The sequence below is a fragment of the Sphingopyxis sp. genome (genome assembly GCF_016704835.1).
GTDB lineage: Bacteria > Pseudomonadota > Alphaproteobacteria > Sphingomonadales > Sphingomonadaceae > Sphingopyxis.
Genome location: NZ_JADIZJ010000001.1, coordinates 155,564 through 168,651 on the forward strand (window position 1 = coordinate 155,564; position 13,088 = coordinate 168,651).

14 protein-coding genes and 1 pseudogene are annotated in these 13,088 nt (G+C 62.6%); 4 read left to right on the plus strand and 11 right to left on the minus strand.

The annotated features are described in order from the left end of the window. The 5 genes from terL to IPF76_RS00860 form a co-directional block, all read right to left on the minus strand. Positions 1–1,071: a phage terminase large subunit gene (terL, locus tag IPF76_RS00840; protein ID WP_293838349.1), complete on the minus strand. Its 1,071-nt coding sequence runs from the start codon at positions 1,069–1,071 to the stop codon at positions 1–3. Next, positions 1,068–1,526 carry a hypothetical protein gene (locus IPF76_RS00845; RefSeq protein WP_293838353.1) on the minus strand — a complete coding sequence of 153 codons (459 nt, stop codon included), beginning with the start codon at positions 1,524–1,526 and terminating at the stop codon, positions 1,068–1,070. The genes terL and IPF76_RS00845 overlap by 4 nt, the downstream gene beginning before the upstream one ends. Further along, the gene (locus IPF76_RS00850; protein ID WP_293838356.1) at positions 1,510–1,980 is read right to left on the minus strand and encodes a DUF5681 domain-containing protein; all 471 of its coding nucleotides are present in this window, start codon (positions 1,978–1,980) and stop codon (positions 1,510–1,512) included. The genes IPF76_RS00845 and IPF76_RS00850 overlap by 17 nt, the downstream gene beginning before the upstream one ends. Further along, the gene (locus IPF76_RS00855; RefSeq protein ID WP_293838359.1) at positions 1,973–3,289 is read right to left on the minus strand and encodes a DNA methyltransferase; all 1,317 of its coding nucleotides are present in this window, start codon (positions 3,287–3,289) and stop codon (positions 1,973–1,975) included. The genes IPF76_RS00850 and IPF76_RS00855 overlap by 8 nt, the downstream gene beginning before the upstream one ends. 137 nt (positions 3,290–3,426) lie before the next feature. Further along, complete coding sequence (locus IPF76_RS00860) at positions 3,427–4,095, minus strand: hypothetical protein (protein WP_293838362.1); 669 nt, start codon at positions 4,093–4,095, stop codon at positions 3,427–3,429. Between the two features lie 647 nt (positions 4,096–4,742). On the opposite strand from IPF76_RS00860, the gene IPF76_RS00865 reads away from it, so the two are divergent. From IPF76_RS00865 to IPF76_RS00875, 3 genes are all read left to right on the plus strand, one after another. Beyond that, positions 4,743–6,290, plus strand: coding sequence for a PAS domain S-box protein (locus IPF76_RS00865; protein ID WP_293838365.1), 1,548 nt, complete (start codon positions 4,743–4,745; stop codon positions 6,288–6,290). After that, on the plus strand, positions 6,280–6,894 hold the full coding sequence (locus tag IPF76_RS00870; protein WP_293838368.1) for a response regulator transcription factor: 615 nt from the start codon (positions 6,280–6,282) through the stop codon (positions 6,892–6,894). The genes IPF76_RS00865 and IPF76_RS00870 overlap by 11 nt, the downstream gene beginning before the upstream one ends. Before the next feature lie 76 nt (positions 6,895–6,970). Further along, positions 6,971–7,216, plus strand: a complete 246-nt coding sequence (locus tag IPF76_RS00875; RefSeq protein WP_366498894.1) for a LuxR C-terminal-related transcriptional regulator — start codon at positions 6,971–6,973, stop codon at positions 7,214–7,216. 41 nt (positions 7,217–7,257) lie between these two features. Here the strand turns inward: IPF76_RS00875 and IPF76_RS00880 are convergent, their stop codons facing one another. From IPF76_RS00880 to IPF76_RS00905, 6 genes and pseudogenes are all read right to left on the minus strand, one after another. Next, on the minus strand, positions 7,258–7,617 hold the full coding sequence (locus IPF76_RS00880; protein ID WP_293838371.1) for a divalent metal cation transporter: 360 nt from the start codon (positions 7,615–7,617) through the stop codon (positions 7,258–7,260). Further along, complete coding sequence (locus tag IPF76_RS00885; protein WP_293838374.1) at positions 7,587–8,270, minus strand: divalent metal cation transporter; 684 nt, start codon at positions 8,268–8,270, stop codon at positions 7,587–7,589. Before IPF76_RS00885 ends, IPF76_RS00880 begins: the two co-directional genes overlap by 31 nt. A 261-nt stretch (positions 8,271–8,531) precedes the next feature. Next, positions 8,532–9,759: pseudogene (locus tag IPF76_RS00890) on the minus strand (MgtC/SapB family protein). Positions 9,760–9,888: 129 nt separating this feature from the next. After that, positions 9,889–10,221 carry a TraR/DksA family transcriptional regulator gene (locus tag IPF76_RS00895; RefSeq protein ID WP_293838377.1) on the minus strand — a complete coding sequence of 111 codons (333 nt, stop codon included), beginning with the start codon at positions 10,219–10,221 and terminating at the stop codon, positions 9,889–9,891. Then, on the minus strand, positions 10,218–10,466 hold the full coding sequence (locus IPF76_RS00900) for a DUF465 domain-containing protein (RefSeq protein WP_293838379.1): 249 nt from the start codon (positions 10,464–10,466) through the stop codon (positions 10,218–10,220). The genes IPF76_RS00895 and IPF76_RS00900 overlap by 4 nt, the downstream gene beginning before the upstream one ends. A gap of 113 nt (positions 10,467–10,579) precedes the next feature. Beyond that, entirely contained in the window at positions 10,580–12,187 is a 1,608-nt protein-coding gene (locus IPF76_RS00905) for an MBL fold metallo-hydrolase (protein WP_293838382.1), read from the minus strand. A gap of 201 nt (positions 12,188–12,388) precedes the next feature. On the opposite strand from IPF76_RS00905, the gene IPF76_RS00910 reads away from it, so the two are divergent. Continuing rightward, complete coding sequence (locus IPF76_RS00910; RefSeq protein ID WP_293838385.1) at positions 12,389–13,078, plus strand: Crp/Fnr family transcriptional regulator; 690 nt, start codon at positions 12,389–12,391, stop codon at positions 13,076–13,078. The last annotated feature ends 10 nt before the right edge of the window (positions 13,079–13,088 follow it).

Genomic DNA, 13,088 nt, shown 5'->3' on the forward strand with positions numbered 1-13,088 from the left:
TCAATATAATTCCCAAGGCTCGGTGCCATCGTCTTCGCTGCCCCAGTCGTCGCCGATGGCCTCGATCGTGCCATCTTCATGCGCCACATACATGGTCGGCCCTACACTCAACGCGCTTAGGCCAGAAACACCCTGCTGGCGCAGAACCCAGTTCAACAGCTGGGTCAGTGCGTCAGCCTGGTCATCAAAACGTGCATTCGGGAACCCAAGCAGTTCGGCCTTGAATTCCGGCAGCCACGGCGCTTCAGGCGGAAGCAGCAACTGTCCGCCTTCGATCTGCCCCGACGCCCCCGCCATGCGCGATACCTTGTCCAGTTCGGGCCGGCGCGGGATCGGCAGCGGCACGCCTCTGGGTTGATCGTTGCGCAGCGCCTGAAGCAGCTGCTGCCCCGATGCTGCGTCTTCGATCAGCAGCGTCTGCGGGCGATATTCCTGGGCCAGGCGGATTGCGTGCCGCTTGAGATCGGGGAACGTCAGCTTCCGCCGAAACACGTCAAGAATGCGGACTTCAGAATGATAGACGTTGGCGGTGATACACACCGACCAATCATTGTGGACGCCGTCTTTGCTGGCGGTATCCCATGATTGCATGATGTGGCCCGGCCTGGCGGCGAGATCGGCGTCGGTATAGGTTCGCAACCATTCCCCCTTCACCATGTTGCCGACGGCGGGAAGCGGGTTCTGCTGATACTGGGCCTCGAAGGCGAGCGAGCCCATCGCAAGTTTCTGTGCTTCCAGCACAGCGAGATTCTCGCGCTCGGGGTGCAGAATGTCGCCCGCCTTGCGAAAATGCATCTTGCCGCGCGGCAGGGCGATGATCTCGTCTTCGGCTGCGATGGCCGACAGGCGCAATTCCCGCCACCCCGGCGTTTCGAGAAGCATGCCGGCGAGATCATGCTCGTGAAGCCGCTGCATGACGGTGATGATTGCGCCCGACGCTTTATCGTTGAGCCGCGAAGTGAGCGTCGAGCGGAACCAGTTGTTCACAGCTTCACGCGTCGTTTCAGAATAGGCTTCGTCGGGCTTGATCGGATCGTCGATGATCAGGATATCGCCGCCGCGCCCGGTCAACGTGCCCGTGATCGAGGTCGCGAGACGCCCGCCGCCGCGGGTGGTCTCAAAGTCACCCGAAGCCGACCGCTTTGCGACAGGACCGTGCGCGGGAACAGCTCGCGGTACCAGCCTGTCTGCATGATCGCGAGGCAATCGCGCGCAAGTTTACCCGACAGCTCGTTTGAATAGCTGATGCACACGAAGTTTCGGCGCGGATCGCGCCCGAGCATCCACGCGACCCATGCCACCGATATGGCAATCGATTTGAGGTTGCGCGGCGGCAGGGTTACCAGGAGCCGTTGATTCTCGCCGCGGTCGATCCGGTCGAGTTCATGGGCGATCGCGTCGAGGTGCCAGTTCCAGCTGATCGGATCGCCGCCGCGGATAGACGGGAAAGCCTTGCGCAGGAATGCCCGGAAATCGCGCCGCATAAGTTCGTTCAAGACGAGCGCTGGATCATTGGGGTGCATCATGATCGCCCCCCTCTTTCGTGCCTTCCTGGTCTGCCGGTGGCGGCCGGTCATCCTGCCCACGTGCTCCAGCTTCAGTCTCGGGATGGCCGAGCTCGCCCAGCATGTCGTCGAGGATGGCCTGATCCTGCGGCGACAGACGGCGCCGTTCGGTTCCGCGATCTTCGGTGCCAAGAACCTGCACGATGAGCGGCAGCAGCGTTCGTGCGGCCTTCAGATCTCCGGCAGCCGCGCGCGCCGCGAGGGCCATGACAACCAGTTGTTGGCGCCGCCCGGTGACCGGCTTGCCGTTGATCTGGATCGTCTGCTTGGCGTCCAGCTCGTCGGCGAGGTCGGTCTTGAGGCCCTTTTTGCCTTTCTGCTTTCCTTTCGGGTTACCCGACTGCCCCGGCGGAAAGCGGCTGTGCTTCGGCGGCTTGCCATAGCCCACCTCATAATCACTCTTCCCGTCAGCCATGGTCCACCGCCTCGCCGATCGCGAGATCGGCTTCGAGATCGGCGAAGCGGGCGCCGTCCTCGCGGATGGCATCGAGACCAGAGGCCGCCATCAAGCGGCGGATGCTGGTGTCGCAATGCAGCGGATCGAGTTCGATCGCCGCACCGCGGCGCCGAGTTTTGTGTGCAGCAATCAGCGTCGTTCCCGAACCGCTGAACGGGTCGAGGATGAGGTCACCGCGGTTGGAGCAGTCGAGGATTGCATCGGCGACAAGCGCCGTCGGCTTTATCGTCGCGTGCGCGGCCAGGTCGCGGTCACGCCCCTTGCGGAAGCTGTTGGCGCCCGCGTGCTCCCACACATTGGTTCGATAACGTCCGGTCTGGCCAAGACGAAAATTGTTGGTATGTTTGGCGGTGCCAGATTTGAAGACGAAGAGCAGCTCGTGCTGCGAGCGATAGAATGTTCCCATGCCCGCATTTTGCTTTTTCCAGACGACGAGCTGCTTGAACCCGGAATACACGCCATCTGCCGCATCGAGCATCTCGCGGATGTGTCGCCAGTCCATGCAGTGATAATGGATCGAACCGTTCGCGGCGAAGCGGACGCAGTTCCGGAAGATGGTACGCAGGAAGGCGGTAAATTCAGCGGCGGTTAGCTCGCCTGACGCCTCGGCGAACTCGCGGTGGCGATGCTTGCCGAGCCCGGACACGTGGCCGTCGCTCGGAACATTATATGGCGGATCGCTAAACACCATGTCTGCGCGATCACCGCCCAGCAGCGTCTCATAGCTTTCGACGCTGCGAGCATTGCCGCAGTAGAGACGGTGCGGCCCAATCCGCCACAAATCGCCCTCGCACGATACCGGCCGGACATCGAGATCGGGCAGCTCGATCTCTTCTGCTTTGTCTTTGACCACCTCTTCGGGCAGCGAAAAGTCCAGGTCAGCCGTCGAAAAGCCGGTGATCTCTAGATCGTATCCCCCGTCAAACAGAATGCTCAACTCGTTGGCGAGCAGATCCTCATCCCAGCTGCTCAGCTCTGCGATGCGGTTCTCCGCGAGTGCGAAGGCACGGCGGTCGGCGTCGGTCAAAAAGCGCGCCCGAATGGTTGGAACGGCCTCGATACCCAATCGCCCCGCGGCTTCCCAGCGCCCGTGGCCTGCCGCGATCATGTCATCGTCGTCGATGATGATCGGCACGAGGAAGCCGAAACGCTCGATGCTTGCCGCGATCTGGGCCAACTGCTTGTCGTCATGTTTGCGCGCGTTGGTCGGGTTGGGCTTCAGCCCTTTGCGCGGCATCATTTCGATGCTTGGGTTGTCGAACGTCATTACGTTGCTCCTCACAATGGAGCATCTCTACTGACGCCAATTTCTCGACTGCGCGAAGCAAATGCTAACCCCGAAATGCGGACTTAGAAATTTCGCATCAAAAATGGGTGACGTGGCCACCAAGCAGCAACTTGTGTTCAAATTCCGTAAGTGGCCGGCCACGATGGGTCGTTCTGATTTCGACAATCTTGTTGACGATGGTTGTGTCGGCAAGCGGTGGCTCGACGACACGCAATAGCGCCCCAATCGAACGAGCTTCGGGTGAACTGAGCCGCGGCGGTTTTGCAAAATTGGATTGACCGCGTTGAACGGTGGCGCGCTTGCCCGTCAGCGTCTCCAGGTACAGCATCAAACCGCCAATGGCGTCTCGCAGTACATTGTCCTTCCGGTTCTTCGCGAACGAAGCCTCGCCAAAGCGGGCGAGCATCTTTTTGAAACACGGCGAGATCAGCGAACAGATTGGCCTGGGCCCCTGCTCCGCCTTTCAGTTCTGAAAAGCGGACATCGAACAGCACTTGCATCACCGGAGAGATTTGACCGGCCTCGTCGCGCAACCTGCCGATCAATCGAGCCATTTCTCGTGCTCGGTTTGCGTCTTCATGAATCGACGGAGAGTTGAATCCCAAAAATCTGCCAAGGGCGAAGGCATTTACATGGGCGACGAGCGCTTGGCGGATATGCTGAGCATCCGGCGACAAGCTCATGCCGAGATCCTCCATCACGCCGTCGATCAACGATGGCTCGACCACCGGCGGTTCAAACGGCGACGAGGGTGTTTTGGGTTTTTGCGAGCTGATTGCCATCATAAATTCCCTGCATCGCGTCTTAGGGAAATATACAATCACAGGCTAGGGAATCAGCCGTTCCTAATGCCCACAGCTGACTGAATCTGGGGATGGATTGCGAAATTCCCTGCAAATACCCTGCAATGCAGGGAATTCCGGTGCGAGACCCGTCCGGTGCAGACTGCGTCGCGCACCACGCGGTCCCAGCCAGAATGCGGGTTCCGCTACCTGTAGTGAAAGCCCAAGGCTAACCGCCTTGTTACCGCGACTTGCGAGACGTTGCCGTCACGCCGTGCTCGGCCCGGAGTCTCAACCTACGGCCTTCGTGGCTCTCCAATGCAGATCGCGCTATTGAAGTTTGCCCCTCCCCCCGTGGGAGGCCAGCCGATGAACGGCGGTTAGAGCCGGCACCAACGAGACGGCGGCGCTTCTACCGCTTGAGGCGTGGCCGTTCCGACGAGAGTTGTACAACGCATCGGCACGGCAATGCGAGGGTGTTGCGCATGTTAAGAATGGTGTATCCTTCCGCCGTCGGTGTGCATTGACGCGGATGGAACGGCGAATTCGCGCGGTGGAGACAGCGACTATTGCGACAGACTTGAACCGATCTCTACCACCGCATTTGGGCGGCGCGAACGCGGAAGAGTCTGGCTAGGAAGCGCTTCGGCATGCCGAATGATGATCGTCCTGCGCCGCGCGGTGCCGTCGGCGCGGAAATCGTGGCCGAGGAACTCAGCCTGTTGTTCGATGGCGTGCAAGGCCATGCCATCTGCCTGCTCGATGCGACGGGCAAGGTCTCCACCTGGAACCAGGGTGCGCACCGGCTGATCGGCTGGTCGGAAAAAGACGCGGTCGGAAGCGACACCGCGATTTTCTACCCTTCGGACGCCGTCGATGCCGGTAAACCCGCCGAACATCTCGCGGAGGCCGCTCGGCGTGGCAGGTTGGAAGCCGAAGAATGGCTGGTCCGCCGGGACGGGTCGGACTTTCTGGCTCAAATCTCGATTACCGCCCTTCACCGTGACGACGGCGCTCTGCGCGGATTCGCTACGGTGGTGTCGGACATCACCAGCCGCCGCGCGACCGAGGATGCGCTGCGGGCGCAGGAAAGCCATTTGCGCTCGATCCTGTCTACGGTCCCCGACGCGATGGTCGTCATCGACGACCAGGGCAAGATCCTGTCGTTCAGCGCCGCGGCCGAGCGCTTGTTCGGCTACAGTGAAGCGGAGTTGCTCGGCGCCAACGTTAGCGCCCTCATGCCCTCGCCCGACCGCGATCGCCACGATGGTTATATCGAGCGCTATCTCGCGACGGGCGAGAAGCGGATCATTGGCATCGGACGCGTCGTCTTCGCACAGCGCAAGGATGGCTCGACCTTTCCGATGGAACTTTCGATCGGCGAGGCGACTGGCGAGGTGCATCCGCTATTCACCGGCTTCATTCGCGACCTCACCGAACGCCAGAATACCGAGGCACGGCTCGAAGCGTTGCAGTCCGAGCTCATCCACGTCTCGCGGGTCAGCGCGATGGGAACAATGGCGTCGACGCTTGCCCACGAGCTGAACCAGCCGCTCACCGCTGTCGCCAATTATGTCGAGGCGATCCGCGACATGTTCGCGAAGCCCGAACCCTACGATCATCCGATGATCCGCGAGGCGCTTGACGATACCGCCAAGGAGGCGCTGCGCGCCGGGCATATCGTGCGCCGACTGCGCGATTTCGTCGCGCGCGGAGAGGTCGAAAAGACGATCGAGAAATTGCCGGCTCTCATCAACGAGGCAGCGGTGCTGGGATTGATGGGGGCACGCGAAAAAGGGGTCGAACCCCGCTTCGACCTCGATCCTTATGCGTCGCCAGTTCTCGTCGACAAGGTGCAGATCCAGCAGGTGCTGATCAATCTCATCCGCAACGCGGTCGAGGCCATGTCGGCAAGCCGGGAGCGCCGCTTGACCGTGTCGAGCCAGCCCGACCAGCCCGGTTATGTCCGCGTGATCGTCGCCGATACCGGTCCCGGTGTGGCTCCGGAGGTCGCCGAACAACTCTTCACCGCCTTCGTCAGCACCAAAACCGAAGGCATGGGGTTAGGGCTGTCGATCTGCCGGACGATCGTCGAAGCGCATGGTGGACGCATCTGGATGGAGGCGGGCGCCGATGGCGGCTCTGAATTCCACTTCACCCTGGTGAGCGCGAATGCGGGGGACCGGGATGCCGGATAGAAAACTGGTCCACATCGTCGATGACGAGGACGCCATCCGGCGCTCGGCGAGCTTCATGCTCAAGACGTCGGGATATGCGGTCGAAACCTGGGCGACCGGCGTCGCCTTCCTGAAGGAAGTCCGGCACATCGAAGCGGGCTGCGTCCTGCTCGACGTGCGCATGCCCGACATGGACGGGCTCGAAGTACAGCAGGCCTTGCTCGAGCGCGGCGTCACCATGCCGGTAATCGTCCTGACTGGCCATGCCGACGTCTCGATTGCGGTGCGAGCGATGAAGGCGGGTGCAGTCGATTTCCTTGAGAAACCGTTCGAGAAAGCGGTGCTCATCGCGGCAATTGAAACGGCGTTCGACCGCCTGGAGAAAGCCGACGGGGCAGCGGCGCGCACCGCCGAGGCCAATGTCGTGCTCGGTGTGCTGACGCCGCGCGAGCGCGAGGTGCTCGACGGGCTCGCGCAAGGCCTGCCGAACAAGACGATCGCCTATGATCTCGGCATCTCGCCGCGAACGGTCGAGGTGCACCGCGCCAATCTGATGGCAAAGCTCGAAGTGCGCAGCCTCTCGGATGCCCTCCGACTTGCTTTCGCTGCCGGGCTGGGAGCCTGAATATAGGGACCAATACGTAGCGCGGCGCAGCGTTTCTCGATCTAAGAGCGGCTATGGCTCGAAAACCTGCCCGCATATGAAAAGCCCGTCACGCCCGAAACCGTCGATCGGCGACCTGACCGATCGCGAACGCGAGGTGGTTGCGGGTCTCATCCGGGGGCTGACCAACAAGCAGATCGGTCAGGAACTCGGTATCAGTCACCGCACCGTGGAAATCCATCGTGCGCGCGCGATGCGAAAACTGGGCGCGCCGACGCTCGCCGCGCTACTCGCGTTCGTACTTCCGCAGCGCGGCAAGCTCGAAACCCATCGACCCGCCTGACAGTCTTCTGATTGTGGGATTGTCCGGTCTGTCCGTAAGGGTCAGCTTGCTTGAGCTACCGTAAATCCGAGGAACAGCAGCGAGGCACCCGTCATGACCGCCGTTGCCGCCCAGCCCGCCCAATGCTGGGCCCGCGAAATGGTCAACCGACCCATGGCGCGCCTGTTGCGTGCAATCAGCATCATCACGATCATCAGCGGTGCGGCCAGTACGCCATTGACAACGGCGGCCCAATAGAGCGCCCGCGCGGGGTCTATTCCAACCGCATTGAGCGAGGCTCCTGCCAATGTGGTCGCGGCGATTGTGCCGTAGAACAGTCTTGCCGACAGCGGCTTTGCATCGAGACTTCCCGCAAGCCCCGCCATCTCGGTCACGGCATAGGCAGCCGAGCCGGCCAGCACGGGTACAGCGAGAAGGCCCGTATCGTCGTGCCGAGGATGGCGACGAAGGCTGTGGCATAGGCGGCGCTAAAGCGGATATCGGGAACAAGCATCGACCTGAGCGCCGTTCCCCAAGGAACATGCGCGACGAACAGCACGGCGACGTAGGTAAAAAGGCTGAGCGTCGACCATTTGAGGATCGCCGCATAGCGCGGATAGCTCAGCCCAACTTCAAGGACGATACATAGGATGCCGAACAGCAAGGTATAGAATCCACTGCTTCCGCCCGCGAGCAGCGCTAGCGCAGCACCCATGGCACTGAGGTCGGCGCCAAGATTGATGATGTTGGCGGCAAGGAGCAGCGAGACCACCATCCATAAAAGCGGGCGCGGATAATGGCGGCGCAGATTTCGGGCGATCCCGGCGCCAGTCACACGACCGATTTCAGCGGCTATTTGCTGGATCGCCACCATAAGCGGGAAGCTGAGAACAAATGTCCAGGAAAGCCCGTATCCGAAGGCGGCGCCGATCTGGCTATGCGTGCCGATCCCACTCGGATCGTCGTCGGCCGCCCCGGTGACGAGCCCGGGCCCAAGCGCACGTAGGAATGAGCGCATGCGACCGTTTTCGCTGGCGGAGGCGCGATAGGCAAAATCGTCCTTGATGATCAGCAACCTTTCTCGTTGGTGGTCTGAAACGGTTAGTCGCGGCGTCTTGCTGCCCACATGCGGAAAACTACTTATCCGCGTCGCTGCCAATTGCGTGCCAAGCGGCATCGGCATAGCGTGGGGACGACCGAAGTTGCTGGCTGCACGAGGCCAGGCAAGTGCAGGGCGTTTCGGGACCGTGCGGTTGCAACAGCGGCCGATCCTCAACTGCGCAGCATGCGATCGGCGGCGGTGCGGAGCCTGCCATCTCGCCGGCGCCAGCATCGTTTACCGGAGCAAAAACGGGACCATTGCCAATCCAGCAACGACGCTCGCCAAGAGCGGGAGCGAGGCGACCCAGCCGCGACGCGACCGCAAGAGCATGGGCGGGATCGCGGCTTTCAGCAGGTTGTTCGCCAAAACAGGCGCGGCTACCACCAACCCGGCCGTCCGCTCGTCGAATACGCCAGCAGGCAGGCCCCCGATCGTGATGATCGCCGCATCGACATCGGCGATCCCCGAGATGGCCAAAATGATCGCCAGGCCGGACTCGCCGATCCTTGTCATCAACCAGCGTGCGAGCAGCGCCATGACCATAACCAATCCGGTCAGGACGAGCGCCGGCCCGAAATTTAGCGGATTGCGCACCGTCACGGCGCTCGCCGGGACCGCAGGTGCGCGCCGTGCGGTCAGCAGCCCCCAGACCGCGGCGGCAATGCTGACCAGCGCTGCAGGGGCTATCACGAGCGCCAGGGACGCAAGCGCGACCGGAGCGATCAGCGCGACGAGAAGGATGACACGCACCAGCATCACCGCCGACGCGATAGCAATGCCGGCAACCAGCGTCGCCGCGTTTTCGTCATTGTCGCGCAGGCGCGTCGCCAGCCGTCGTAACTGCCGTCGAGGACACCATCGCGCCGGTGGCGGCCATTGCCAGCGTGCCTGGCGTCGCGCCGAGACGTTTGCTCGCGATATAGCCCGCGAAGGAAAAGCCTGAAACGAACACCACAACAAGCCAGAGCTGACGCGGATTCCAGGCCTCATAAGGTCCAAGATGACGATCGGGCAGCAGCGGAAGAATGACGAGCGCGATCAGTGCGAAGCGCGCGATCGCGCTTACTTCGGATTCAGTAAGGCCTTCGACCCAGCGATGAAGCTGCGGTCGCAGCGTCAGGAGGAGCGTGGTGCCGACGGCGACGATTGCGGCGATTTGTCCCTCGCCCCGCGTCGCAAGAAGGCCGCAGACGAGCGCGATGAGTGCGGCCAGGCCCGCCGTGCCGCTGACACTGCCGTTTCGTCGCCCGGTCCGTGCATATCCGAAAAGGACGAGTAGCGCGGCGACGGCGAATACGATCATTGCCGCTGTACGATCGGTCGATCCCAATACTCCGGCGAGGCCTCCCGCGAGTCCCAGAAGGCCAAAGGTCCGGATGCCGGCAAAGCGGCTGCCGTCGACTTGGTGACGAAGCGTCCAGCCGCGCTGGATGCCGATCAGCAGGCCCAGCCCGAGCGACATGCCCAGCCCGGCAAGGACGGGCCATTGATCCGGCTTGAAGAAATTCGTCCCGAGCTCGGACACACACGCCTCCTGACGCTGTAGCGAGCCGCCGAGCCGGCCGTGGACGCCCCGATGGGGCCCGATTCGTCAGCCGTCGGCGTCGTGCGCGCAATTGATGCAGCGGGTAGCATTAGGCAGGGCATCGAGCCGCGCTTCGGCGATAACCTCGCCGCAGGCCACGCATTGACCATAGGTGCCAGCGTCGAGCCGGGCGAGGGCCTGCCTGATGTGCGCGATATCCTCGATCGCGGCGCGTTCGATGCCGTCGAGCGCTTCATCGTCCTCGCGTGCCACCGCCTGTTCGGACAAATCGTCATCGAGCGGTTCGCGCTGCGCCTCCTCGATCCGTTCGACGCGCGCGCCGAGCGCGGCGAGGCGCGCTTCAAGTCTGTCCCGCACGGCGTCGGTTCCAGGCATCATTTGCCCTTCCGTTCGGCGATCATGGCGGCGACATGGTCGAGCAGGTCGAGCCGCTGCTTCTTGAGGTCTTCGAGCCGCTCGTCCGAGGCGGCTTCGAGGCCGCTTTCGATCCTGGTGATCTCGCGCGACAAAAGGTGATGACGCTCGGCGAGGCCGCGAAAGGGCCCGCTTTCGACCTTGAGCGCATGCAGGTGCAACGCATCCCCTGGAAACAGGGCGTGGAGATCGTGGCCGACTTCGCTCATTATATTTCCTCTTCGATCTGCGCGGCGAGAAATGCCGCTCACGACGGCGTCGAGCGCCCGGCGTGCCCCCTGTGATGCGGCGAAACCGAGGCCCCGTCGCTACGCAATTCCCCTTAAGGGCGAGGATTGGTTCGCCCCTGTCGGGCTGAGCGTACCTGCTGATACCGCACGAGCACCTCGCGCATTGCCGTGACCGCTTTCGCGCGTGTGGCAGCGTCTTCGATCTGGGCCAGTTCGGCTTTCAGGTTGGTCGCGAAGTCGGCGTAGCTATTCTGCCAGTCGCGCCCGATCGCCGCCTGTAGCGCCGGGTCGCCGGTCTTGGTCCGCTTTGCCGGCTTCCCGGCAGAAAGACGATAGGTTTCCCCCATCGCGGGGGTGACGATCGTCGCAGCATATTCGCGCGATTGCGTCAGGTGCCGCAGCGCTTCGATTGCAGGTCCTTCGCCGTGCGACAAAAAGAGGCTGCCGGCGATCGGTTGGCGCGCGTCGAGCCAGGCGAGCAGGTCGTCTTGGTCGGCGTGCGCGGAATAGCTGTCAATGCGGCAGATCTGCGCACGCACGGCAATGTCCTCGCCCGAGAGGCGCACGCGCGTCGCTCCATCGACGATGATGCGTCCGAGCGACCCCTCGGCCTGATAGCCGACAAAGAGGATCGTCGATTCCCGCCGGGCGAGATTATGCTTGAGATGATGGCGGATACGCCCACCTTCGCACATGCCCGAGGCAGCAAGGATGATCGCTCCCGACACGCTGTTGAGGCGGATAGAGGCGTTCACATCTTCGACGAAGTGAAAGGCCGGATGGTCGAAGACCGCGCCGTTGAGGTCTTCGAGGGCTTCGGCATATTTGGCAAAGACGCTGGTCGCGCGGTTCGCCAGTGGGGAATCGATGAAGATGGGCGCAGCGGCCATTTGCTTGGCGTCGATGAGCGCGGCGAGGTCGAGCAGCAGTTCCTGAGTCCGTTCGAGTGCGAAGACGGGAATCACGAGATTGCCGCCGCGAGCAAGCGCCGCTTTAACTTCGGCGCCCAGCAGACGCCGCCTTTCCTCGATCGTCAGGTGATCGCGCTTGCGGTCGCCATAGGTGGCCTCGCAGACGACATGATCAAAGCTTGCCGGGCTCTGCGGGTCGGGATGGAAAGCCTTGTTCTCGGGACCAAGGTCGCCCGAGCACAGAAGATGGACGCCCGCGATCTCCAGTTCGACCGAAGCAGAACCCAGAATATGTCCCGCATTCCAGAGCCGGGCGCGAAACCCTGGAACCGGTTCGAACCATTGTTCGAGATCGACGGCCTTGCTCTGTCGCCAGGCCGCAAGGCCGTTTTGCTCGGTGTAAAGCGGTTCGAAAGGCGGCTGACCGGCCCGATCGCGGCGGCGGTTGCGCCGCGCAGCATCGCTTTCCTGAATGCGTCCGCCATCGGCGAGCATAAATTCGAGCAGATCGGATGTCGGCGCGGTGCACCAGATATCGCCGTCGAACCCATCGGCGACGAGCCGCGGCAGCAGGCCGCTGTGGTCGATATGGGCGTGCGTGAGAATAATGGCGTCGACATCGTTTGCTGAAAAGGCGAACGGGCTGCGATTGAGCGCTTCCAGCGTGCGCGACCCCTGGAAAAGTCCGCAATCGACAAGCAGGCGCTTGCCGTCATGGCAATATTCCATGCACGATCCGGTGACCGTGTTGGCGGCGCCATGAAATGTCACCGAAAGATCGTCGCTCATACTGCCTCGCACCGCTGCGCCGCGACATTTCGGCGCGGACATGGACCCTCGGGAATGACCTTCCCGCGTCGCCAGCATGGGCCGGCGGACCGCTATTCCTAATACGTACTGTTCCTGACTCACGCGGTCGCCGGACTCGCATAGAAGGCAAGGCATGAACCACGTGCCCGCCAGTATCCCGTCCCGTCGCGGCTCCCCATCGTGAGCGACTGTTCGTCCTGCCCAGTGCGCGGCCGCGCCATATGCGCGAGCCTGGACGCCGGGGAACTGGCCGAACTCGGCCGGATGGGACGCCGGCAGCGCGTGAAGGCAGGGCACACGTTGTTGTGGGAAGGCGATGACGTTCCGTTGGTGGCAAATGTGCTGAAAGGCGTGCTTAAACTCGTCGTCGCCGCCGCCGACGGGCGCGAGCAGATCGTCGGGATCGTCTTCCACTCCGACTTCATTGGCCGGCCATTCGGCAAGGAAAGCCCCTACCGCGTCACCGCGATGACCGATGCCGAGGTCTGCATCTACAATCGCAACAGCTTCGACGCCTTCGCCGGAGCGCATCCGCATCTCCAGCAAAAGCTTCTGCAACGAACGCTCGATGAGCTCGACCGGGCGCGCTACTGGATGATGTTGCTCGGCCGCAAATCGGCTGGCGAGAAGGTAGCGTCCTTCCTGCTGGAAATGTCCGAACGCCTGTCAGGCCACCGCGGCGTCATCGGGCGCGAGGCGGGCTTTGAACTGCCGTTCGGGCGCCAGCAGATCGCCGACATATTGGGGCTGACGGTCGAAACGACATGCCGGCAATTGACGCGGATGCGGGCTGCCGGGCTGCTCGACCTGCCCTCGCGTCGCGAAGTGGTGATCCGTGATCAACGCGCGATGGAGTTGGCGGCAGGATGATGGCACTTTG

What these genes read in the sequence shown, in the direction of transcription:
- IPF76_RS00905 (WP_293838382.1), bottom strand. Translation starts at nt 12,187, where the DNA reads ATGAGCGACGATCTTTCGGTGACATTTCATGGCGCCGCCAACACGGTC.
- IPF76_RS00895 (WP_293838377.1), bottom strand. Translation starts at nt 10,221, where the DNA reads ATGATGCCTGGAACCGACGCCGTGCGGGACAGACTTGAAGCGCGCCTC.
- IPF76_RS00845 (WP_293838353.1), bottom strand. Translation starts at nt 1,526, where the DNA reads ATGATGCACCCCAATGATCCAGCGCTCGTCTTGAACGAACTTATGCGG.
- IPF76_RS00855 (WP_293838359.1), bottom strand. Translation starts at nt 3,289, where the DNA reads ATGACGTTCGACAACCCAAGCATCGAAATGATGCCGCGCAAAGGGCTG.
- IPF76_RS00860 (WP_293838362.1), bottom strand. Translation starts at nt 4,095, where the DNA reads ATGATGGCAATCAGCTCGCAAAAACCCAAAACACCCTCGTCGCCGTTT.
- IPF76_RS00850 (WP_293838356.1), bottom strand. Translation starts at nt 1,980, where the DNA reads ATGGCTGACGGGAAGAGTGATTATGAGGTGGGCTATGGCAAGCCGCCG.
- IPF76_RS00900 (WP_293838379.1), bottom strand. Translation starts at nt 10,466, where the DNA reads ATGAGCGAAGTCGGCCACGATCTCCACGCCCTGTTTCCAGGGGATGCG.
- IPF76_RS00865 (WP_293838365.1), top strand. Translation starts at nt 4,743, where the DNA reads ATGCCGAATGATGATCGTCCTGCGCCGCGCGGTGCCGTCGGCGCGGAA.
- IPF76_RS00870 (WP_293838368.1), top strand. Translation starts at nt 6,280, where the DNA reads ATGCCGGATAGAAAACTGGTCCACATCGTCGATGACGAGGACGCCATC.
- IPF76_RS00875 (WP_366498894.1), top strand. Translation starts at nt 6,971, where the DNA reads ATGAAAAGCCCGTCACGCCCGAAACCGTCGATCGGCGACCTGACCGAT.